Raw genomic sequence first — 21,560 nt, 5'->3', positions numbered from 1 at the left:
AGCGGCAAGGCTAACACAGAGGCCTTTTGAAATAAACCGAAAGCTGTGGTTTTTGCGGTTTCGTTGCGGTGTAAAAAGAGCGCTATATCTAGCTGTGCGATGCGTCCTGAACACTAGATCAGGGGCATCTCAGGGAACGCCGCAATCCACTCGCGGATTTTTCTTTGACTGAGGCGTAACAGCAACATCAAGAGATCGCGCTAAGCAAATCACTCAGACCGCCTAAATCACGCAGTTCTCGGAATCTCTTGGCGTCGACGGGGGCATCCGCATGCTCGACCTCCCAAACCAGACCATGCGGCACGTAAACGCCCCAGCAACCAGCCTGTATCGGAGCCACCACATCGGACCGCATCGAGTTCCCGATCATCATCGCCGCAGCCGGGCCATCACCATGGGCCTCAAAGATCGCACGGTAGGTGTCCGAGGTCTTTTCCGACACGATCTCAACCGCATCGAACAGTTCACCCAGACCTGACTGGGCCAGTTTGCGCTCCTGGTCGATCAGATCGCCCTTGGTGATCAATACCACGCGATGGGCTTTTGCAGCTTCTTCGATCGCCTGCTGCGCATGCGGCAAAAGCTCGATGGGATAAGCCAGCATCTCCTGCCCGGCTTCTATCAGTTGGCGGATTACCAAGGCAGGAACGCGATCTTCGGTCACTTCAATAGCGGTTTCGATCATCGACAGAACAAAGCCTTTGATACCATAGCCATAGTGCCGGATATTGCGCTTTTCCGCCTCCAGAAGACGCTCCATTAGATGGTCATGTTCGGCATGATCGGACAAAAGCGATGTAAAATGCGCCTGCGTCAGCTGAAAGAACCGTTCGTTATGCCACAAGGTGTCGTCAGCATCGAAGCCTATGGTGGTGAGTTTTTGCGTCATCCCGAATACGCCTGCTGCCTCTTTCCTCTGACGGGAACGACGTTATATAAGCGCAGAAGTAAACCCAATCCCTGAATCGGACAGTTGCGCGCGATGCTGGAAAACCAATGGATGATGTCTGACAAGTCGGACGACGACGGTGATGCGTCCGTTCTGGTCCAGACGCGCCCAAAAACCAAGCGCCCGCCTTTGTACAAGGTGCTGCTGCTGAACGACGATTACACGCCGATGGAATTCGTCGTTCACGTGCTGGAGCGGTTCTTTGGCATGACCCATGCGCAAGCGTTCGAGATCATGTTGACCGTGCACAAGAAAGGCGTGGCTGTCGTGGGTGTGTTCAGCCATGAGATCGCCGAAACCAAGGTGGGCCAGGTCATGGATTTTGCCCGCAGGCACCAGCACCCTTTGCAATGCACTATGGAACGAGAAGAGTAAGCCCCGCGCTGCTGTTCAACATATTCGGCCATGTCACCTCGCCTAAACCTTGCCCTGCAAAGCGGTTTGACGCTGTCACAGCCGCTGACCGTATTTGGCCCGACGCCAGATGATGATTTGTCGGATCTGCCTCGTGAATCGCAGATCGTGCAGCCCTTCAAACCGTTTCATGATCATTTTGCAGCACTTGGTTTCACAGCCGCGCCCAAGGCCAACAGGCCCTGTCAGGATGCAATTGTTCACCTGCCCCGTGCCAAGGCACTGGCGCGTGCATTGGTCCATTGCGCCTGCACGCAAGCCACAGGCGTGGTTGTTGTTGATGGTACAAAGACCAACGGTATAGACAGCCTGTTGAAGGACATACGCAAACGCGTGGCCGTTGACGGCCCTCTGTCCAAAGCGCATGGCAAGATATTCTGGTTTCAGTCTGATCCCGCAGCGTTTGCGGATTGGGCCGCGCCGGACACTCAGAGTGTCGATGGATATCAAACTGCGCCCGGCGTGTTCTCGGCAGATGGTATTGACCCCGCCTCGACACTGTTGATGCAAAGCCTGCCTGCCAAACTGGGACCGCGCGTCGCGGACCTTGGCGCCGGATGGGGGTATCTTTCCGCCGAGCTTTTGAAACGCGACAAGATCAAAACACTGGACCTTGTCGAAGCGGATCACACCGCGCTGAACTGCGCACGGGTCAATGTGAAAGATGAACGGGCCGCGTTCCACTGGGCCGATGCGGTCACATGGGTGGCCTCCGATCCAAGGGACACGATCATCATGAACCCGCCGTTTCATACGTCGCGCAGCGCGGACCCCGCCCTTGGTCAGGGCTTCATCGCCTCCGCTGCTCGCAACCTGACCCGCACGGGCGATCTATGGATGGTTGCCAATCGCCACCTGCCTTATGAGGCCGCATTGACCGAGCATTTCATCAATGCTGATGAAGTCGCCGGAGACAATCGGTTCAAGGTGCTCCATGCCTCTCGCCCTCGACGTTGAGGCCCGTTAACCTGCCCACCAAATCAGGAGGATTCGGATGTCCTTTTCCATAGCTGGCAAGACAGCAATCGTGACAGGCGGGGCCAACGGGATCGGGTTGGCCATCGGCCGCCATTTCGCCGATGCCGGCGCCAATGTTGTCTTTGCAGACATGGACGAAAAGCGCCTTGTCGAAGAACTGGGCGAACAGGCAGATGACAGCAATATTCGATATTTCGCGGGCGATCTGCGCGAAAAGCTGACCATTGCCAACCTGCTGTCAGCCACTTTGGACGCGTTCGATCAGGTTGACATTCTGATCAACGGCGCGCGTCAGGTGATCCCGTCAGATCCGCTGGACCCTGAGGATGATTCCGTTCGCACGCTGCTGAATCAAAACCTGATGCCCGCATTGCGGTTGAGTCAGCTGGTTGCCAAACGCATGATCAAACAATCCGAGAACGAGGGGGAAGAGAACCCGGCCGGCTCTATCATCAATCTGTCGTCCATCGCGGCCCGAAGGACACACCCAGATCTAATGGCCTATTCGGTTTCGACGGCAGCGTTGGACCAGATGACACGATCACTGGCCGTGGCGCTGGCCCCCAATCGGATTCGCGTGAATTCAATTGCCTTGGGGTCGGTGATGAGTGCCTCGTTGCAATCAACACTCAAGGAAAATCGCGATTTTCGCGACGATATCGAAAAGCACACGCCGCTGGCCCGCATCGCCGCCCCAACTGAACTGACCGAGACCGCCCAGTTCCTGGCATCCGACGCCGCTGGCTTTATCACAGGTCAGATCCTGACAATCGATGGCGGCCGGACCCTGTTGGACCCGGTTGCAGCACCGGCTCATTAACACTCATGTTCGAAACGGAAAAAACCACCGCATCCGCATGGTTCCGTCAATTGCGGGATAACATTGTCGCCGCGTTTGAGGCACTGGAAGACAGTCACGACACCGGACCGTTCTCGGATGCCGATCCAGGGCGGTTCAAGGTCAAGGAAACCAAGCGTCAATCCGACGATGGCTCTGACGCCGGTGGCGGTCTGATGTCGGTGATGCGCGGCGGGCGTGTGTTTGAGAAGGTGGGCGTCAACGTCTCAACAGTGTACGGCACTTTGGGCGCACGGGCGCAGCAGGCCATGGCCGCGCGCAAAGGCATCCCCGGCATGAAGGACGATCCGCGATTTTGGGCCTCGGGCATCAGCCTGGTCGCGCATATGCAGAACCCGCATGTCCCAGCAGTCCATATGAACACGCGTATGTTCTGGACCCCTCATGCCTGGTGGTTTGGTGGCGGGTCTGACCTGAACCCGTGCATCGAATACGATGATGACACCGCTCATTTCCACGCGACACAAAAGGCGCATCTGGACCCACATGGTGCAGACTACTACCCACGCCTGAAAGACTGGGCGGATGAATATTTCTATATCCCCCACCGCAAACGCGCCCGGGGTGTTGGCGGCATCTTCATGGATGACCATTGCACTGGGGACTGGCAGACAGATTTTGCGCTGACACAGGATATTGGCCGTGCGTTTCTGCCCGCGTTCGTGCCGCTGGTCGAAAAGCGCCGGGTTCAGCCTTTCCTGGACGCGGATAAAGACACCCAGTTGGTGCATCGCGGCCTCTATGCCGAGTACAATCTGGTCTATGATCGCGGCACGAAGTTCGGCCTTGAAACAGGACACGACCCTGACGCCGTTTTGATGAGCCTGCCGCCTATGGCGAAATGGGTCTGAGCCTCAAAAACCAAAGTCGATGAAGTTGTCGTAGCAGTAGTTCTGCGCCGATGATGCAGACATGTTCTCGCCCACGCGTTTGACAGTGATCGAGTAGCCGGGATCCGTATCCACACCCGGTGGCGGGGTCAGCGAGAACTGCACTGTTCGCACGCCCGGTTCATAGGCCCTGGAGATGTATATTCTCTGGTTATTTGGCACGCCTAAAGTGCGCAGCGCATAATCCCCGATCCCGCACCAATAGTTGACCGGAGCAGAGGAGCCGATCGCTTTGACCTCATAAGTTCCATCCTTAAGAGGCGTGATTTCCGTCCGAAACTGAGGGGCGACTTTCAATCCAAATCCTACCGCATTCGCCAATGTCGGGGCCAGAAGGGTCGCGCCCAGCGCGCAAATCCTGAAAAATGTCATAACCAACTGCTCCAAATAGAAACTGGACCTGAGTATTAACATAGATACTCAAAGGCCCGAGTAAAGCTGACCAACAGCGATGTGACCCTTTGTGTGATGCCGCTTGGGCCGCGTCACAAGATACGTCCCCCGACATCCTGCGGCGCCAAGGCCACGGTTTTGATCACCGCATAACAGGTCGCCCCGGCCTGTAATCCCAATGCGTTGACCGAGCGTCGTGTCACCCGCGCCAGAACAACTCCGGCAGGTGTTTTAACCGAGACAATCGCGCCCGGGCCATCGCCTGACCGGATCGTTTCAACCTGTCCACTGAGCACATTCAAAGCCGACAGCCCCTGTGGTGGCTGGCTTGACAGAATGACCTCCTGCGCCGGGATACGGATGCGCAAGCTCTCACCCACCTGATGTGCGACGCGGGGCAGAAACAGGCGCTCCCCGCCGGCATCCAGCTCGGTCAACCCATCCGAGTGATGTTCTTTGACCCGCACCTGCAAGACCGCACCTATTGCGCGCACGCCAGCAGGTGCAACTGACGGATCAGACAGGACATCGGAGGCCGGACCCTGGCCAGCAACTTTACCATCCTGCAAAGCCACAACGGATGTCGCAAGCCGCGCCACTTCAGCGGCCGAATGGGTGACATACAAGATTGGAACCGAAACCTCATCCCTAAGCCGCTCGAAATAGGGCAGTATCTCGGCTTTTCGGGCCTCATCCAGTGCCGCCAAGGGTTCATCTGCAAGGATCAGACGGGGGCTGGCCAGCAAAGCGCGCCCGATCGCCACACGCTGCTTTTCCCCACCCGATAACAGGGTCGGTCGGCGGCTCAGCAAATGGCCGATGCCCAGCATCTCGATGATCCGATCAGGGTTTTCTTGCTGCGCACCACGCGGCGCAAACCAGCGACCGTAGGACAGATTCTGGCGAACGGTCAGGTGTGGGAAAAGCCTCCCCTCCTGAAAGATGTAACCCAGGCGACGCTTATGGGGCGGCAGCCAGTGCTGTGCTTCGGTATCAAACAGAACCCAGTCATCCACGACCACCCGACCCACTTCGGGCCGCAACAGGCCTGCCACTGCGTTCACAACCGTAGTTTTGCCTGATCCCGAACGGCCAAACAGCACAGTTACCCCCTGCGGCGCGTCAAAGGTCAGATCAAGATCGATCCCCGGCAGATGGTGTTGCAGGCGCACGGACAGGCTCATGACCCGGCCACCCGAGCGGCAGCGCGCCGCCCCACATATTCAGATAGAAGCAAAGCCCCCATGGCGATGATGATCGAGATCACAACCAATCGGGTGGCAGCAGCTTCGCCCCCTGGCACTTGTAGGAAAGCATAAACGGCCGATGGCAACGTCTGGGTTTGTCCGGGAATATTTGACACGAACGTAATCGTCGCCCCGAACTCTCCCATCGCTTTGGCAAAGGCTAGGATCGATCCGGCGATGATCCCCGGCAGGATCATCGGCAGGGTCACAGTCGCAAACACCATCAGCCGCGATGCCCCAAGGGTCGAACCCGCCTGTTCCAGCTTTGGATCCACGGCCTCAATCGACAATCGTATGGCGCGTACCATCAGGGGAAACGCCATGATCCCAGCAGCCAGCGCGGCGCCGGTCCAACGAAAGGCAACGACAATCCCAAACTCGGCCAGAAACCGTCCTATGGGCCCCTGAATGCCAAATGTCAGCAGCAGCAAGTACCCCGTAACAACAGGCGGCAAAATAAGTGGCAGATGGACCAAACCGTTCAACACCTGACGTCCCGGAAAGCGCCATCGTGCCAACGCATAAGCCACAAATATCCCGAATGGCAAAGTAGCCAGAGTGGCCGACAATGACACGCGCAGCGACAGCCGAAGCGCTTCCAGTTCAGCCGGACCCAACCATTCCATCCCGATCACCTGTCCGGCAGGGAAAACCCCTGCCTCAGGAAAACAGTCATAGCGTCATTGGTTTGAAGAAACTCCAGAAATGAAGAAGCTTCAGGCCTTGGAACCCGCATCAAGGCTGCAGGGTAGACTATGGGTGGATGCATCTCGGCTGGTATTCTACTAACAACACTCACCCGTGGGTCCGCCATCGCGTCCGAACGATAAACAACGCCCAAAGGTGCCGCCCCGGTTGCCACAAGCGCAAGCGCAGCGCGCACATTATCCGTCTGCGCCACCTGCCCTTGAACCGCACCCCAAAGCCCTAGATTTTCCAGCGCTGACTTGCCATAGATCCCGGCAGGCACCGCGTCGACCAGCGCCATGGCCAGGTAACCACCTGCCAGCTCAGTCACGATGTCATAGTCTGAACCAATGTGTTCGACTGGTGCCCGATCTGAAGCACCAATCAGAACCAACCCGTTACTTAGCAAATCCACACGCGAAGCCGGATCAATCAGCGCTTGATCCTGCAGCAAATCCATCCAATTGGAATTTGCCGAAATGAAAATATCCGCAGGTGCACCCGCCTGAATCTGGCGGGCCAGTACGGATGAAGCTGCATAGGAGACCGTAATGCTCACACCAGTTTGTGCGTTGTAGCCAGTCGCAAGCTCATCCAGCGCCGTTTTCAGGCTGGCAGCGGCAAACACCAAAACACCATCGGCCCCGGCCCGGATCGGAGCCAGAATGAGCGTAGCCAGTACCAAAACCGCCACAACCGCACGGCGGGTCATTAAGAAAGCCATCCAAACTCCGGGCCGGGAAACGACCGTCTGGTTCTGGAATATCGGAGGCAATGGGTCACCCGCAAGCATGTTTCCCACGATCAAGTGGTGTTTGTGATATCTGCCATACCTCGCTTGAGAATGCGGGCGCCTGTCTGCGCTCCGGCCTCTGACCCGTTGACAGTACAGACGGTTTCACAGATCAGAGTAAAACAATCCGATAAAATCCACTGAACCCTCTTGCACCCGCCCACAGGCTTGGCTAAATGCAGCGCTACGGGTGATTAGCTCAGTTGGTAGAGCGCTTCGTTTACACCGAAGATGTCGGGAGTTCGAGTCTCTCATCACCCACCATCGCAACACTTTAGTGCTAAGTGCGCCTCTTTGAATGAGGGCGTTTCGTCCGAGAGTCTCAGTCGCCCTCCGCGCGGATATCACTGACCCTCCGACCCGCGATTCCCCAATTTTCCAGTGGCACCTCGTCAATCACAACGAATGTCGTTGCGGGGTTTTTGTTGAGCACTTTGTGCAACAGGTCGGTCACACCAGAAATCAACTGCGCCTTTTCTTCGGGTGACGGACCTGTACCTTCAGGTCCGCCCTCTTGTGTTACCTTGATGTTTACGTAAGGCATCGTCCTAGTCCTTTCTCTCAACAAATGAGAAGACCTTGGTCAGCACGCGCCAACCGTCCTTTGAATTGATCACTGTCAGTAAATCCTGATAGCTGCGCCCCATCATGGTCATGCGCGCCTCGACGATGCCGATCCGGTCGCCTTTGAGAGTGATCCGTTCGATAACTTCCCTACGCGGATCGCCACGCGAGGCGGGCGGCGTGCGGACGTCGATCCGGTCCATATAGGCCTCTAACCCCATCACTTCGTAGGTGCCGAGGGTGCCGTTCACGTAGACCAGATCCTGATGGAACACCGTGCGCAGCGTATCGCTGTTCGAATAATAGAGCCCGTCAAAGTAACGCTCCATCACGTTCTGGATTTCATGGTAATTGTGAAGCTGCATCACGCTAGTCCTTCTGCGGCAAAGGCCGCTTTGACCGACGCACGACCGGCAATTCGATCTACATAAGCAGCGACATTGGGCCAGGCCAACAGGTCAATGGCCTTGAAGTTGGCCCAATACATCAAAACGAACGTATAGGCATCCGCAACCGAGAATGTCCCGGCGACCAGATAAGACCGCCCGTCAGACAAGACTTTCTCCAGATAGTCGAGTTTCGAGCGAACCTTCGCCTTTGCCGCCTCCTTTGTCGCATCTGTTGAGCTATCGGAAAAGAGCGGCCCCCAGGCCTTATGCAACTCGGCCGCAGCGTAGTTCAGGAATTGTTGCAACCGCGCACGTTCGACGCTTCCAAGCGGCGGAGAATAGGCTTGATCGGGATGGGTGTCAGCAATGTGCTGAAGAATTGCAACGCCTTCGCTCAAATATACGCCATCCTCAACTTCAAGCGTCGGCACATAGCCGTTCTCATTGATTTCCTTATAATTTCTTCCGCTTTCCGTTTGCCCCTTGGCGGTGTCAACAGCCTCGATCTCAAATGTCTCACCAACCTCATTCAGCATGATATGGCTGGCCAAAGAACAGGCTCCGGCTTTGTAGTACAGTTTCATCTCAACCTCCTTTTCATGAGTGCAGGCCAGAGATAGCAATCAAGTAAAGCGATTGATAATATCGTGTTTTCATCATAATGATCTCATATTCAGATGATTTGTGATGCGATATGACCTTAGACCAACTCATCGCTTTGGACGCAATTGTTGCCACTGGAACCTTTCGGGCGGCCTCTGAGCGTTTGAACAAAGCGCAATCTGCCGTCAGCCATCAAATCCGAAAGCTGGAGGCTGAACTGAAGTTTGATCTGTTCACACGCGAGACCTACCGGCCTAGTCTGACACCCGAGGGTCAGGTTTACTTTCGCGAAGCGACGCGTGTGCTGGAACAAGTGCACAGGCTGCAAGCCGTCGCGGCTGGGTTGCGCAGTGAACAAGAGCCCTCGATATCGATTGCGGTAACGGCCACAACCTCGCTGGACCCGGTCCTGAGCCTGCTGGGCACTATCCGAGAGAGACATCCGGGGACCAACATCCATGTGGCGTCGGAAATGATGGGCGGACCTTTGGCGCGTCTGATGGATGGCAGCGCAGATATGATCATCGCGGGTCTTGAGGGCGTTCCAATTGACGATGTCGAAACGCTCCCCTTCGGAACCATCACGATACGACCCGTCGCAAGCCCAGACTTCCCGGCCGCACAACGCCGCGGCATCCGATCGAGGCGGGAGATGCAGGCTTATACGCAAGTTATCGTTTCAGGCACCGGCGGGCAGGATTTCGATCAAAGTCGCGATGTTCTATCAGGTGGACATCGTTGGACGGTCTCTGATTTCGAAGCGAAGAAAACCATTCTCAAAGCCGGGCTGGGCTGGGGTGGCCTGCCCGAACACATGATGAAGGATGAGCTGAGGACCGGAGCCCTGATTCCGCTGCGCGTTGATGGTTACCCCACACGCCACACCGAGATTTTCGCGATCCGGCGCAGGGACAATCCGATGGGAAAAGTCATGTCCGACATCTGGGCAGAGCTTGAGACGGCCCATTGATAGATGGACCTTCCTTAAGAACACCAAAACCGCGTTTTGGTTAACCTGCGGCTTCCAATTGCTTCAACCGGGGCATTAAATCCAATAGCTCTTTGGTGTAGGGATGCTTGGGCGCCGAAAACAGCGCGTCTGTGTTCTGCACCTCGACCAGTTTCCCCTGACGCATCACGCCCACCCGATCACACATCTGGCGCACAACCGGCAGGTCGTGACTGATGAACAGCATGGTCAGCCCCAGATGATCCTGAAGGTCTTTGAGGATGTTCAGGATTTGCGCCTGGATCGACACATCCAGAGCGCTGGTCGGTTCATCGCAAATCAGGAATCGGGGCTGCGTGGCCAGTGCACGGGCAATACAGATGCGTTGACGCTGCCCGCCTGAGAATTCGTGCGGGTATTTGCGCCAGGCGTCTTTGGCCAACCCGACCCAGTCCAGAAGTTCCCTGACACGCGGTTCAACCTGGGATTTGGGAAGGATGCGATGGTGCAGGATCGGTTCTGCAACAAGGTCGCCAACCTTCATCCTCGGGTTCAGGCTTGAGAACGGGTCCTGAAAGATCATCTGGATTTGCCGGCGATAGGCTTGCAAGGCCTCGCCCCCCATTGCCGTTACGTCCTCACCGTCAAAGATCACACGACCACTATCAACCGGATAGAGCGTGCCGATCATCCGCGCGACGGTGGACTTGCCTGATCCACTTTCACCAACAAGGCCGAAAACTTCACCGTCGCGAATGTCGAAGCTGACCTGATCGACGGCGGTAAAGTACTTGCGTTGCGATGGCAGTAGACCGCCCTTTTGAAGGAAGGTCTTGGTGATGTTCTCTACCTCTAGCAGCTTGCCGGATTTTGACAAATCGGTCTTGTCCCAGTGGGCTGCCAGATCATCGATTTTGAAGGTTCTTTCCCGTTCGCCATAGCTGACCACCGGGAACCGTTCGACCTTGGTATGCGGGCGGGGCACGGCGGCGATCAGGGATTTGGTATAGTCATGCGTGGGTGCGCCGAGGATCTGATCGGTGGTGCCACTTTCGACCACATGGCCGGAATACATCACCGTCACTGTGTCTGTGGTATCGGCAATGACACCCATGTCATGCGTCACAAGAATCACGCCGACCTGACGTTCCTTGGCCAGTTCCTTGATCAGATCCAGTACCTGCGCTTGGACGGATACGTCCAAGGCTGTGGTGGGTTCATCCGCGATCAACACGCTGGGTTCCGTGCACAGCGCCAAGGCGATCACCACGCGCTGACGCATCCCGCCGGAAAATTGATGCGGGTACTGGTTGAACCGGTCCGCGGGGTCCGGGATGGACACGCGATCCAGCAAAGCAATCGCACGTTTCTTGGCCTCAGATGCGGACAAGCCAAGATGAAGCTGGATCGTCTCGACCAATTGCTCACCCACTGTGAACAGCGGGTTCAGCGAGGTCAGCGGATCCTGAAAGATCATCCCGATCTCTTTGCCCCGGATCCCGCGTTTGTCCTCGGCGTCCAGTTCGTCGATACGCCGACCGTTCAGCCAGACCTCACCCTCGGACACATGGGCCGGTGGGTCCAACAGACCGATCACGGCGTTTCCGGTCATCGATTTGCCCGCTCCACTTTCGCCCACGACCCCCCGGATTTCACCAGGATGCAGGTCGTAGGTCACATGCTCCACCGGTTTGAAAATGCCGTGGCGGGTTGGGATTTCCACCGTCAGATTACGGATCGAGAGAACGGGTTCGGTCATTTCAGCCTCGGGTTCAAAGCATCGCGCAGCCAGTCGCCCAGCAGGTTTACACTCAGGGCCAGCGCCAGAAGGGTGCATGCTGGGAAGAACAGAATCCACCACTCACCCGAGAACAGGAACCCCTGCCCGATGCGGATCAGCGTGCCCAGTGACGGCTGTGTGGGCGGTGCACCGACACCCAGAAAGCTAAGCGTCGCCTCGGCAATGATCGCCAGTGCAAGTGAAATCGTTGCAATAACCAGCACGGGTGACAGCACATTCGGCAGGATATGGCGCAACATGATCGTCAACGGATTTTGCCCAATGATCCGCGCAGCCGCCACGTAGTCTTTGTTCTTCTCGACCAGCGTAGCACCGCGAACGACCCTTGCGAACTGCACCCAATCAGACAGGCCAATCGCCAGGATCAACACCCAGATCGCCATCTGATCACGATACTCAACAGGCGTAACTCCCTTTGCGATACCGAAGATCAGCATGGCCAGAAGGATCGAAGGGAAGGTCAGTTGCACATCTGCTGTACGCATGATGATGGTTTCGGTCCAACCGCCGAAATACCCCGACAGCAGACCAAGAATGATCCCCAGAACCATGGCAAACAAAACAGCTGCGACACCGACAAACAAGGAAATGCGCATCCCGTAGAGGATGGTCGAAAACACATCCCGACCCTGATCGTCGGTGCCCATCACAAAGCTTTCGCCGGTAAAGGCATTTGGCTCCATTGGTGGGGTGAAGCCGTTCATCAGGTTCAGGCTGGATGGATCGAACGGGTTCGTCGGCGCAATCAGCGGTGCGAAGATCGTTACAAGGATCAACAACGAGGCAACAGCAGCCGAGACCATGGCCACCGGAGATCGACGAAAAGCGTAGAACTGATCGCTGTCCAGAATACGTTGCAGGCGGCTCATGCGCTGACCCTCAGGCGTGGGTCGATGAACGCATAAAGGATGTCGACCGCAAGGTTAATCGTGACGAAGATGACCGAAATCATCATCAGATAGGCTGCCATAACGGGGATATCCACAAACTGGATTGCGTTGATAAACAGCAGGCCAAGGCCCGGCCACTGGAACACCGTCTCCGTGATGATGGCAAAGGCGATAATGGCCCCTAATTGCAGGCCGATGATGGTTATCACGGGCACCATGGTGTTTTTTAGGGCGTGGCGAAAGTTGATGGTCCGATCACTCAGGCCGCGCGCGCGAGCGAAGCGGATATAGTCCTGCCGCAGCACTTCCAGCATCTCAGACCGGACCAACCGCATGATCAGGGTCATTTGATACAGGCCCAACGTGATGGCGGGCAGGATCAGCGCTTTTAACCCGCTGCTGGTTAGCAGCCCAGTGTTCCACCAACCAAGATCCACAACCTCACCGCGCCCAAAACTGGGCAGCCAGCCCAATTCAACCGAGAAGACATAGATCAACAGAATGCCGATCAGGAAAGTGGGCAGCGAAACCCCGATCAGCGAGGCCGACATGATGAAGTTTGCTGCGAACCCATCTCGTCGGATCGCAGTGAAGACGCCCAATGCGATGCCCAGGGCAATCGCAAGCATAGCTGAGACCAGAGCCAGTTCCAGTGTCGCCGGCGCGCGTTCGGCCAGAATCTCTGCGACGGGCCGACCCTGACGGAAACTAACGCCGAAATTGCCCTGCACCGCCTCGCGCAGGAACTTCACATATTGCACCGGGAAGGGTTGATCGAGGCCCAACTGGCTGCGCAACCGTTCCACGTCTTCCATGGTCCGCTCCTGCCCCAGCATGTTGTCGATCGGGTCGCCGACAAAACGGAACATGGAAAAGGCAACGAGGCCCACGACGAAAAGAACCAGCGCCGACTGGGCTACGCGCCTGATAATGTATGACAGCATTTAGTTGACCGTGACCCAACGCAGAAGGAAGAAATTGTCGGGCCGTTGCGTCAACTCGATATTGCTACGAGCACCCCAGACCAGAGGCTGGACATAGAGGGGGACATAGGCGACCTCGTCCTGAAGGATGGCTGTGACCTCATCCAACATGGCTTGGCGCGTTGGCTCGTCAATCTCGGACTGGATCATCGGCAGCAACTCATCCACACGCGCGTTGGAATATCCGCCGAAGTTCCAAGACCCTAGCTTCTTTTCCTCATTGGGGGTTGAGGCCAGAAAACGCACAGGGTGTTCAGCATCAAACGTGCCCGGGGACCAGCCCAGCAGATACATGTCAAAGTTGTCGGCCCGTAGTTCTGGCCAGTAGTTCTGAACAGGCATCGCATCCAGTGTCACACTCAACCCTGCCTGTGTCAGCATGGCTGTGATCGCCTGACATACAGACTCGTCATTGAGGTAGCGATTGTTGGAGCATTTGAAGCTGACTTCCGCTCCATCGGCCCCAGCTTCGGCCAGCAGCGCCTTTGCGCCTTCGAGATCATAGCCATAAGGGTCCGCGTTCGCTGCCGAATACCCGCGCATTGCAGGGCTGACCAGCTGGCTAGCGACTTCGGCGTTGCCGCGCATGATGGTTTGAAGGATGGCCGGTACATTGACCGCTTTTGCAACCGCCTCGCGGACACGCGGATCGAGGAACAGATCAGAGCCGCCCTGCCCGACCTCGCTCGCGCCTTCTTTCTGGTCGAAGCCCAGCATGATGACACGCGCCTCGATGCCTTGGATGACCTTTACATCCGGGTTGTTCTGCAATCGCGCAACATCCTGAATCGGTACCGGATTGATGAAATCAACATCGCCCGACAACAACGCTGCTAACGCGGTCGCAGGGTTTTGGATCGGCACCAGTTCAGCCTGGGTCAGGTTGTGCTCTGCATCGCCCCACCAGCCATCATACGGTTCCAGCACAGTGCGCAAACCTGGTTCTCGTGCGGTGATTTGAAAGGCGCCAGTCCCGTTTGCGTTCAGTGTCGCATAGTTACCGGCCTCTTTGTCGGGCAGGACGGTATCATTCGCCTCGGCCCAGCCGCTATCCATGATCATCCAGTTGGCGATGCTATCGGGGAAGATCGGGTTTGGCGCATTGGTCATCACGTCGACGGTGTAGTCATCGACTTTCAGGACCTCGGCGACGGGGGCGAACCAGCTGCGAGTGTCTGAACTTTCGTCGGACGCGCGCTGATAGGAAAAGATCACGTCATCGGCGTTGAATTCGGACCCATCATGAAACGTCACGCCCTCGCGCAGCTTAAACCGCCAGCCTGCGCCACCCTCAATCGGCTCCCAACTGGTTGCAAGCGCCGGTTCGATGGTCATGTCCTTACCGCGCCGCACCAGCCCTTCATAGACGTTGTTCAGAAACCCGAGAACCGGGGCGGAGTTGACCGCATGCGGATCCATGGTTTGCGGATCGGTGGTGACGGCAAAGGTGAACTCTTCGGCCGCAACAGGCATGGCAAGCGCGCCCAGCAGCACGGCAGTGGTTAGACGTTTCATGATAGCTCCCACTTCAAAAGCGGCCGGGCTCTGCAGAACAGAACCCGGCAACAAGGCTTTAGTTCAGGCCAAAATGTTTGACCATGGGTTGATCTTCCGGATCAACCTCGATGCCGAGATTTTCGGCCATACCCCAGTTCAGCACCTGATGGTGGATCGGGATATACAGCTGTTCGTCCTGCACCACCCGCCAAATATCGGCGATGTCCTGATTGCGTGCATCCAGGTCGGTGTTCGAGGCCAGTGACTTGATCTTTGCGTCCAGATCATCACTGTCGAAACCAGTGCCATTCCAGGTGCCGATATCGCTTTCACGACCGTGGACCAAGAAGTTGAAGATGTATTCCGAATCGTAGGTCGGCACACCCCATCCCAGCATGTAGAAATCGGTCTTGCCGTCGGTGATCAGCGGGAAGTGCTGCGCCTTGGGCTTGGCATCCAGGTTCACGGTGATGCCAATCTGACCCAACATTCCAACTGCGGCCTGACAGATGCCTTCGTCGTTGATGTAGCGGTCGTTGGGGCAATCGAGGCGGATCGAGAAGCCATCGGGATACCCCGCTTCGGCCAACAGAGCCTTTGCGCCTTCAACATCCGTGCTGCTTTCGGCATCCATCTCGGCCGTCCAGCCGTTCACGAAGGGCGGAGCAATCATGCCCGCAGGCTGCGACTGCCCGCGCATGACCACCTGCTTGATGGCATCCCGGTTGATCGCCTTTGACATCGCCTGTCGCACACGCACATCGGCCAAGGGGTTCTTGCCGTCCACATTGTCGGCTTCGATATCGTCCGCGCCTTGGTTCATCCCGAAGAAGATAACCCGGTTCTGCGGCGCCTGTTTGACAACCAGACCGTCTGCAGAATTGACCCGATCAAGGTCCTGTACTGGCATATCCTGAAGGAAGTTCACCTCACCCGACAGCATCGCTGCGACTCGGGTCGCGTCGTTCTGGATTGGTGTGTAGATGATTTCGCTGATCGCCATCGGGAACTGATCGCGGCCCCAATAGTCTTCGTTGCGCTCCATCACGGTTTTCACGTCTGGTTCACGGCTCACCAACTTGTAAGGCCCCGTGCCATTCACATTGGTGGTGGCAAAGGTGATCTCACCCCCTTCGAAATCCTGAACCGCAACCGCATTGTTTGCCTCGGTCCAACCTTTGTCCATGATGAACAGGTCAGTGAGGTTTGCGGGCAGGATCGGGTTCGGGCCATCGGTCACGATCTCAACCGTGTGATCGTCCACGGCACGCACTTCGACGATCGAGTTGATCAACTCTTTCATGTCCGAGTTCGGCTGCTTCGCCCGGTTGATGCTGAACACCACATCCTCGGCAGTAAAATCAGCGCCATCGTGGAACTTCACACCCTGACGCAGATTGAATACCCAGACATTCGGGTCATCAGCGCTGGGTGCCCAGTCCGTGGCCAACGCAGCTTCGAACGCGCCCGTGGTGTCACGAATGATCAGCGGCTCGTACATCTGATGGCGCACGGTATGCGTGGGCCCTTCATTTTGCGAATGAGGATCAAGCGTCAGCGCATCCCCGGAGCGCGCCCAGCGCAAAGTCTCAGCCTGAACCAGCGTTGTTGAGGCCATCAACATCGCCAGCGCGAACATTGGTTTCTTCATTATTTTCTCCCTTATCTGCAGCGGGTTAGCTGCATTGAATTCGCGATACTAAGTCGCAAATTTCTGTTAACGCTAAAATCGAGGATAGCATACCAACTGCGTCGGCATGTCAATCGGTCAACGGCACAGAAAATCGGAGAATGAAGAATTTAGAACGTCGCCAAGCAGAGTTACAAACAAAACCAATGTCGACATCCAAACGCTGGGCAACTCCTGAGACTGCTCTCAAAGACACAAGTATCACCTTGGTCGCGCTAAAACACAGTCGATCTAAAGTCTTTCGATATTTACAAATTAATATATTCATTTTAATGATTGTATATGAGAGAAATCCAACTTTCCCGGCGTATTTTTTTACGTAATGCTACCTGCCTTGCAGCACTCGGAGCTCAATCCAAGGTGGTACTGGCGGAATTGCAAATCGGCTCATCTGGCAGGTTGCAAACGTTATCTGATGGATATCTGACCATACCGCCAGAAATGGTCTTTGGATCGATGCCACAGGATGAGCTGACGCCGTTTCTGAAGCAAAAACAGATAGACGCGACAAGGTACGAACCAGAGTGTAACGTGACGCTCTACCTAGATGGCACGAACACCGTACTCTTCGATGTCGGTGCAGGACCAGATTTTATGCCAACATCCGGCAAGCTGCTGGATGCTCTTTCCGCCGTGAATCTCACCCCCGAAGACGTTACCCATGTGGTCTTCACCCATGCGCATCCTGACCATATCTGGGGCGTTCTGGACGACTTTGACGACATGCTGTTCGCCAACGCCACGCATTACTTCGGTCGCACCGAATGGGACTATTGGTGGAACCCCGCAACGGTTGAAACGATTGGCGAAGATCGCGCCGCGTTTGCAGTCGGCGCGAAGCGGCGCATGGAAGCGATCGAGGATCAGGTCATGTTCTTCGATGACGGGCAAGAAATCCTGCCGGGTATCGCCGCGCGCGCCAGCCTTGGGCACACACCCGGACATATGGCGTTTGAAATTCGCGAAGGCAGTGACTCGGCAATGGTTGTGGGCGACGCGCTTGGCAATCCCCATGTCGCCTTTGAACGCCCGGACTGGTACAGCGGCGCGGATCAGGACCCTCAGACCGCTGCCGCCACACGCAGCCTTCTGCTGGATCAGCTTGCTGAAGAACAGATGAAAGTTATTGGGTTTCATCTGCCAGATGGTGGGATTGGCCGGGTCGAAAAGACAGGCTCGGCATATCGATTCATAGGAGAGCCGTCATGATACGATCACTTTTGACTATCTTCGCCATAGCCGCACCCGCCTGGGCCAGCGAAGACATCGCTGATAAATATCCGCAAAGCGCACTCTACTCCAAGCCAGTCGAATACATCCCCGGCGTCTATTCTGCCATTGGCGCAACCGCGCCACCGACCTACGAAAACGCAGGCCACAACAACAACCTCAGCTTCATCGTCACCACAGAAGGCGTGGTTGTTGTAAACGGCGGAGCGGCCTATGTGCTGGCGCAAGCCCTGCACAAGGAAATTCAGGCGATCACGGATCAACCGGTCAAGCTTGTCTTCAACGAGAATGGTCAGGGGCACGCGATGCTCGGCAACGCCTACTGGTCGGAACTTGGCATTCCAATCGTGGCGCATTCGGATGCAGCCGCGGAATTTGAGGAATATGGCCCCCAGATTCTGGAGGGCATGCAGCGATACAATCGCGACAAGGCAGAAGGAACCTTTTTGGCTGGTCCGACCGAGACATTCGATGACGAATATGTGGTTGAGATGGGCGATTTTCGGATTGAGGCCAAATACCTCGGACCTGCCCACAGCCCCGGCGATATCTCAATCTGGTTGCCAAATCAAAGCCTTGTCATCGCCGGAGATATGGCATTTCACGAACGTATGCTGCCGATCTTTCAGGAGACCTATACAGCGGATTGGCTGGAAACCTGGGACAACGCGTTCGAGCCTTTGGGCGCTACGTATGTGATACCCGGTCACGGCCATCCGACAAACATGGATCAGGTGCGTCGCTACACGCGCGACTATCTGATATACCTGCGTGGCAAAGTGCGGGAGCATATGGATGCAGGCGGCGATCTGGCCGAAGCCTACTATGTCGATCAATCCCCTTATGCCCATCTGGACACGTTCGAAGAACTGGCGACCAAAAATGCCGGGCGCGTTTTTGAACAGATGGAGTTTGAATAGTTCAGGATCGCTGCAGAGCGGGCAGTCGCGTTGCGAAGCGATGTGTCACAATCGCGCCGACCCACATAAAGAACACCGCAAGCCAAGCAGTCAGGGACAGGGCGGACCCTCCGGACAGCCCTGCCCCCACGGCGCAACCGCCTGCCAGCATGGCTCCAAATCCCATAAGGGCAGCGCCAAAAAGGTACCGTTCCATCGGGGTGTCGTTGCCGAACCGTTCGATCTTCCATTCTCCGGCATAAATAGCTGAAGCCGCAGCCCCGATGGCAACACCCGGAACAAGGCCGATACCAAAGGACAATGCAACGTTTCGTTTGGCGACCAAAGCCATCAAAGTATCTGTGGCCGGGCCGGTAAAGGTAATCGAAGACACGGGTACGACCTCGAAAGAGGTCTGCGCAATTGCGAAGGTCATCAACCAGCCGAGCGCGACTGCCATCCCGACGCCTGCGGCAGACACGATCCGTATAGGCGCGACACGCCGGTAGACCGCGAATGCTGTTGCCAGAGCCAAACCCAGCGTTGCGATCGCTGTGTAAGCCTTTGGCGACAATCCAAGCAACTCTGACAGATCGCGCGATGCGCCACCTGAAATCGTCCAGATGCCAAAAAACGTTTCACGAACGGGACTAAGAACACCTGTATACGCCGCCTGAGCCACCAATGTCAGGACCAGCCCGGACACCAGCGCGCGCAGATTTCCGCAGGATGCCAAAACCAACAAGCGCGATGCACAACCGCGTGCCAGTATCATACCCGCACCAAACATCGCGCCACCGAGGATGGCGCCGCTCAGGCTACCGGTCGAGGCGATTGCACGTGTCTCAGACAGGTCCAACTGGTCAAATACGACGAGCCCCTGCACCATAGTCAGAGCCGCAGTGAAGGCGATCAGCCAAACCGCCAAACGCGGACCAAACGCGCCCTCGGCGACTTCGACAGTCGAGGCGCGCAGACAGAAATGAGACTTTTGGGCCGTCGCACCAAACAGGATGCCAACAAGCACACCTGCGCATGCCAAAGCGCCTTGGTCACCCAGGAAATCAATGAGCTTTTCCATCAGCGGAAACTCTCACACCGTTGCGGTTGCGTCTTTGTCTTCGGTCAAGTTGTCATTGCGCGGCCATCGGCCTGCGCGCCAATTGGCATTGCGTCCACAACTCAGCCAATGCAGAAACCAGACGATCCACGTCCTCACTAGAATGCACGGGCGACGGCGTTATCCGTAGACGTTCCGTTCCTTTCGGGACGGTCGGGTAGTTGATGGGCTGGATGTAGATCCCGTAGTCGCGCATCAGAACATCCGAGATGAAGCGGCACTTGACCGGATCGCCGACCATGACCGGGATGATGTGACTTGGGTTCGGCGTATGCGGAATGCCCAGATCGTCCAGCCTGTCCCGAACCTCGCGCACGCACTGCTGGTGCAGATGTCGTTCCGCATTGCTTTGCTTTAGGTGCCGGACTGAAGCCGCGGCCCCTGCGGCTACGGCCGGAGGTAGTGCTGTGGTAAAGATAAACCCGCTGGCAAAAGACCGGACAAAATCGACAAGTTCGTGCGATGCCGCGATGTATCCGCCGACGACACCGAAGGCTTTGCCCAATGTCCCCTCGATGACGGTGAGCCGATCCATCAGGCCTTCGCGTTCGGCAATTCCCCCTCCGCGCGGCCCGTAAAGCCCAACAGCATGAACCTCATCCAAATAGGTCATCGCGCCATAACGATCCGCCAAATCACAAATCTCGGCAATCGGCGCGATGTCACCGTCCATAGAATAGACGCTTTCAAACGCAATCAGCTTGGGCGCATTGGCGGGCAGATCAGCAAGGTGCCGTTCAAGGTCCGCAACATCGTTATGTTTCCAAATCCGCTTCTGACAACGGCTGTGGCGGATGCCTTCGATCATCGAGGCGTGGTTTAGCTCATCCGACAAAACCGTGATGCCGGGGATGCGCGATGCCAAAGTGCCCAGCGCTGCCCAGTTCGACACATATCCGGATGTAAACAGCAAAGCCGCATCTTTATCGTGCAGATCCGCAAGTTCTTGTTCGAGCAAAACGTGCTGGTGAGTTGTCCCAGAGATGTTTCTTGTGCCCCCCGCGCCAGCACCGCTTTGGTCGATTGCGGCGTGCATGGCGGCAAGTACCTTTGGATGCTGCCCCATACCGAGATAGTCATTTGAGCACCAGACCGTGACGTTTTCGGGTCCATTCCCGGTGTAGCTGCGCGCCTTTGGAAACGCGCCGCACTGACGTTCGAGGTCTGCAAAAATCCGGTAGTTTCCGTCTTCTTGCAGCTGGTCCAATTGATCACGAAAGTACTGCTGATAGTTCATCTCAATCCCCGACGGCCTCTTCCACGATCTCGGACAACAGGGTCTGGACCTTTTGCATCGGTCCCTCGGGATAGCTTCGGTATCCCACCGTCACGCCATTGTCGTCTTCGGCCACGAAAATCCCATAGGGACAAAAGCCGATGTTCATCGGATCAGCTTCCATCACCTCGCGCGAGAGTTTTGCTGAGCAGAAAATGAAGATATCAGCAGCCGCGAATATCTGTTTGTCGCTTCCAACATCCGCACCTGTCCGATTCAGCATCTCGCCGACATGGCTTACATAATCGATGACCAGCCCCTGCCCGACTATCGCGGATTCAACGGCGAATGTGGCATCGTCGAAACTGCCGTCAAAAGGGGTGGTGATGACCTCTTGGGCCAGAGCCTGACCTGTGAGAACGGTGGAAAATACGGCCGCAGCAATAATGTGTTTCATGGTCTTTGCACTCCTCCTGAACCGCATTTTCGCAGATTGTCTGTCGGGGGCTTTGACACCGG

The 21,560-nt window shown here is 56.4% G+C and carries 23 protein-coding genes and 1 tRNA gene; 8 read left to right on the top strand and 16 right to left on the bottom strand.

Features of this window, described 5'->3' with window-relative positions:
- Window positions 1–187: 187 nt before the first annotated feature.
- Complete coding sequence (locus tag ACR0KG_RS19680) at window positions 188–889, bottom strand: HAD family hydrolase (protein WP_480545137.1); 702 nt, start codon at window positions 887–889, stop codon at window positions 188–190.
- A 93-nt stretch (window positions 890–982) separates the two neighbouring features.
- Between ACR0KG_RS19680 and clpS the strand changes: the two genes are divergently transcribed.
- Genes clpS through hemF form a run of 4 tightly spaced genes read left to right on the top strand, consistent with a single transcriptional unit; the run spans window position 983 to window position 4,051 of the window.
- Window positions 983–1,324 (top strand): ATP-dependent Clp protease adapter ClpS, encoded by a 342-nt coding sequence (gene clpS / locus ACR0KG_RS19675; RefSeq protein WP_170536540.1) that lies wholly within the window; start codon window positions 983–985, stop codon window positions 1,322–1,324.
- Between the two features lie 30 nt (window positions 1,325–1,354).
- A complete protein-coding gene (locus ACR0KG_RS19670; RefSeq protein ID WP_480828222.1) occupies window positions 1,355–2,320 on the top strand; it encodes a class I SAM-dependent methyltransferase in 966 nt (321 codons plus the stop codon).
- A 37-nt stretch (window positions 2,321–2,357) separates the two neighbouring features.
- Window positions 2,358–3,161, top strand: a complete 804-nt coding sequence (locus ACR0KG_RS19665) for an SDR family NAD(P)-dependent oxidoreductase (protein WP_480828221.1) — start codon at window positions 2,358–2,360, stop codon at window positions 3,159–3,161.
- A 5-nt stretch (window positions 3,162–3,166) separates the two neighbouring features.
- Window positions 3,167–4,051, top strand: a complete 885-nt coding sequence (gene hemF / locus ACR0KG_RS19660) for an oxygen-dependent coproporphyrinogen oxidase (RefSeq protein WP_480828220.1) — start codon at window positions 3,167–3,169, stop codon at window positions 4,049–4,051.
- Between the two features lie 3 nt (window positions 4,052–4,054).
- Here hemF and ACR0KG_RS19655 read toward each other — a convergent pair whose 3' ends face one another.
- The 4 genes from ACR0KG_RS19655 to modA form a co-directional block, all read right to left on the bottom strand.
- Complete coding sequence (locus ACR0KG_RS19655) at window positions 4,055–4,462, bottom strand: hypothetical protein (RefSeq protein ID WP_480828219.1); 408 nt, start codon at window positions 4,460–4,462, stop codon at window positions 4,055–4,057.
- A 113-nt stretch (window positions 4,463–4,575) separates the two neighbouring features.
- Window positions 4,576–5,667: a molybdenum ABC transporter ATP-binding protein gene (modC, locus tag ACR0KG_RS19650; RefSeq protein ID WP_480828218.1), complete on the bottom strand. Its 1,092-nt coding sequence runs from the start codon at window positions 5,665–5,667 to the stop codon at window positions 4,576–4,578.
- Window positions 5,664–6,356, bottom strand: a complete 693-nt coding sequence (gene modB / locus ACR0KG_RS19645; protein ID WP_480545131.1) for a molybdate ABC transporter permease subunit — start codon at window positions 6,354–6,356, stop codon at window positions 5,664–5,666. The genes modC and modB overlap by 4 nt, the downstream gene beginning before the upstream one ends.
- A 5-nt stretch (window positions 6,357–6,361) precedes the next feature.
- The gene (modA, locus tag ACR0KG_RS19640; RefSeq protein WP_480551350.1) at window positions 6,362–7,141 is read right to left on the bottom strand and encodes a molybdate ABC transporter substrate-binding protein; all 780 of its coding nucleotides are present in this window, start codon (window positions 7,139–7,141) and stop codon (window positions 6,362–6,364) included.
- Window positions 7,142–7,398: 257 nt separating this feature from the next.
- Here modA and ACR0KG_RS19635 point away from each other — a divergent pair.
- A tRNA-Val gene (locus tag ACR0KG_RS19635) sits at window positions 7,399–7,474 on the top strand.
- A gap of 58 nt (window positions 7,475–7,532) precedes the next feature.
- Here the strand turns inward: ACR0KG_RS19635 and ACR0KG_RS19630 are convergent.
- The 3 genes from ACR0KG_RS19630 to gstA are packed head-to-tail and all read right to left on the bottom strand — an operon-like array spanning window position 7,533 to window position 8,747.
- Window positions 7,533–7,754 carry a tautomerase family protein gene (locus ACR0KG_RS19630; protein ID WP_480499478.1) on the bottom strand — a complete coding sequence of 74 codons (222 nt, stop codon included), beginning with the start codon at window positions 7,752–7,754 and terminating at the stop codon, window positions 7,533–7,535.
- 4 nt (window positions 7,755–7,758) lie between these two features.
- Window positions 7,759–8,139 (bottom strand): nuclear transport factor 2 family protein, encoded by a 381-nt coding sequence (locus ACR0KG_RS19625; RefSeq protein WP_480551349.1) that lies wholly within the window; start codon window positions 8,137–8,139, stop codon window positions 7,759–7,761.
- Entirely contained in the window at window positions 8,139–8,747 is a 609-nt protein-coding gene (gene gstA / locus ACR0KG_RS19620; RefSeq protein WP_480551347.1) for a glutathione transferase GstA, read from the bottom strand. The genes ACR0KG_RS19625 and gstA overlap by 1 nt, the downstream gene beginning before the upstream one ends.
- A gap of 110 nt (window positions 8,748–8,857) precedes the next feature.
- On the opposite strand from gstA, the gene ACR0KG_RS19615 reads away from it, so the two are divergent.
- Window positions 8,858–9,736, top strand: coding sequence for a LysR family transcriptional regulator (locus ACR0KG_RS19615; RefSeq protein WP_480551345.1), 879 nt, complete (start codon window positions 8,858–8,860; stop codon window positions 9,734–9,736).
- 40 nt (window positions 9,737–9,776) lie between these two features.
- Here ACR0KG_RS19615 and ACR0KG_RS19610 read toward each other — a convergent pair whose 3' ends face one another.
- From ACR0KG_RS19610 to ACR0KG_RS19590, 5 genes are read right to left on the bottom strand one after another with little or no spacing between them, the layout of a single operon-like run.
- Window positions 9,777–11,474 (bottom strand): ABC transporter ATP-binding protein, encoded by a 1,698-nt coding sequence (locus ACR0KG_RS19610; protein ID WP_480551343.1) that lies wholly within the window; start codon window positions 11,472–11,474, stop codon window positions 9,777–9,779.
- Window positions 11,471–12,385, bottom strand: a complete 915-nt coding sequence (locus ACR0KG_RS19605; protein ID WP_353010699.1) for an ABC transporter permease — start codon at window positions 12,383–12,385, stop codon at window positions 11,471–11,473. Before ACR0KG_RS19605 ends, ACR0KG_RS19610 begins: the two co-directional genes overlap by 4 nt.
- Window positions 12,382–13,350 (bottom strand): ABC transporter permease, encoded by a 969-nt coding sequence (locus ACR0KG_RS19600; RefSeq protein ID WP_480545114.1) that lies wholly within the window; start codon window positions 13,348–13,350, stop codon window positions 12,382–12,384. Before ACR0KG_RS19600 ends, ACR0KG_RS19605 begins: the two co-directional genes overlap by 4 nt.
- The gene (locus ACR0KG_RS19595) at window positions 13,351–14,904 is read right to left on the bottom strand and encodes an ABC transporter substrate-binding protein (RefSeq protein WP_480828217.1); all 1,554 of its coding nucleotides are present in this window, start codon (window positions 14,902–14,904) and stop codon (window positions 13,351–13,353) included.
- A gap of 58 nt (window positions 14,905–14,962) precedes the next feature.
- Window positions 14,963–16,537 carry an ABC transporter substrate-binding protein gene (locus tag ACR0KG_RS19590; RefSeq protein ID WP_480828216.1) on the bottom strand — a complete coding sequence of 525 codons (1,575 nt, stop codon included), beginning with the start codon at window positions 16,535–16,537 and terminating at the stop codon, window positions 14,963–14,965.
- Window positions 16,538–16,936: 399 nt separating this feature from the next.
- Between ACR0KG_RS19590 and ACR0KG_RS19585 the strand changes: the two genes are divergently transcribed.
- Window positions 16,937–17,785, top strand: coding sequence for an MBL fold metallo-hydrolase (locus ACR0KG_RS19585; protein WP_480828215.1), 849 nt, complete (start codon window positions 16,937–16,939; stop codon window positions 17,783–17,785).
- Window positions 17,782–18,726, top strand: a complete 945-nt coding sequence (locus ACR0KG_RS19580) for an MBL fold metallo-hydrolase (RefSeq protein WP_480828214.1) — start codon at window positions 17,782–17,784, stop codon at window positions 18,724–18,726. The genes ACR0KG_RS19585 and ACR0KG_RS19580 overlap by 4 nt, the downstream gene beginning before the upstream one ends.
- A 1-nt stretch (window position 18,727) precedes the next feature.
- On the opposite strand, the gene ACR0KG_RS19575 is transcribed toward ACR0KG_RS19580, so the two are convergent.
- Genes ACR0KG_RS19575 through ACR0KG_RS19565 form a run of 3 tightly spaced genes read right to left on the bottom strand, consistent with a single transcriptional unit; the run spans window position 18,728 to window position 21,498 of the window.
- Complete coding sequence (locus tag ACR0KG_RS19575) at window positions 18,728–19,786, bottom strand: YeeE/YedE family protein (protein ID WP_480545110.1); 1,059 nt, start codon at window positions 19,784–19,786, stop codon at window positions 18,728–18,730.
- Window positions 19,787–19,838: 52 nt separating this feature from the next.
- Window positions 19,839–21,062: a 5-aminolevulinate synthase gene (gene hemA / locus ACR0KG_RS19570; RefSeq protein ID WP_480545109.1), complete on the bottom strand. Its 1,224-nt coding sequence runs from the start codon at window positions 21,060–21,062 to the stop codon at window positions 19,839–19,841.
- 1 nt (window position 21,063) lies between these two features.
- Window positions 21,064–21,498: a DUF302 domain-containing protein gene (locus ACR0KG_RS19565; protein ID WP_480499491.1), complete on the bottom strand. Its 435-nt coding sequence runs from the start codon at window positions 21,496–21,498 to the stop codon at window positions 21,064–21,066.
- Window positions 21,499–21,560: the final 62 nt, after the last annotated feature.

This window comes from Ruegeria sp. H4 (genome assembly GCF_056533065.1).
The sequence above is the reverse complement of the archived record's forward strand: the minus strand, read 5'-3'. Positions and strand labels throughout refer to the sequence as shown.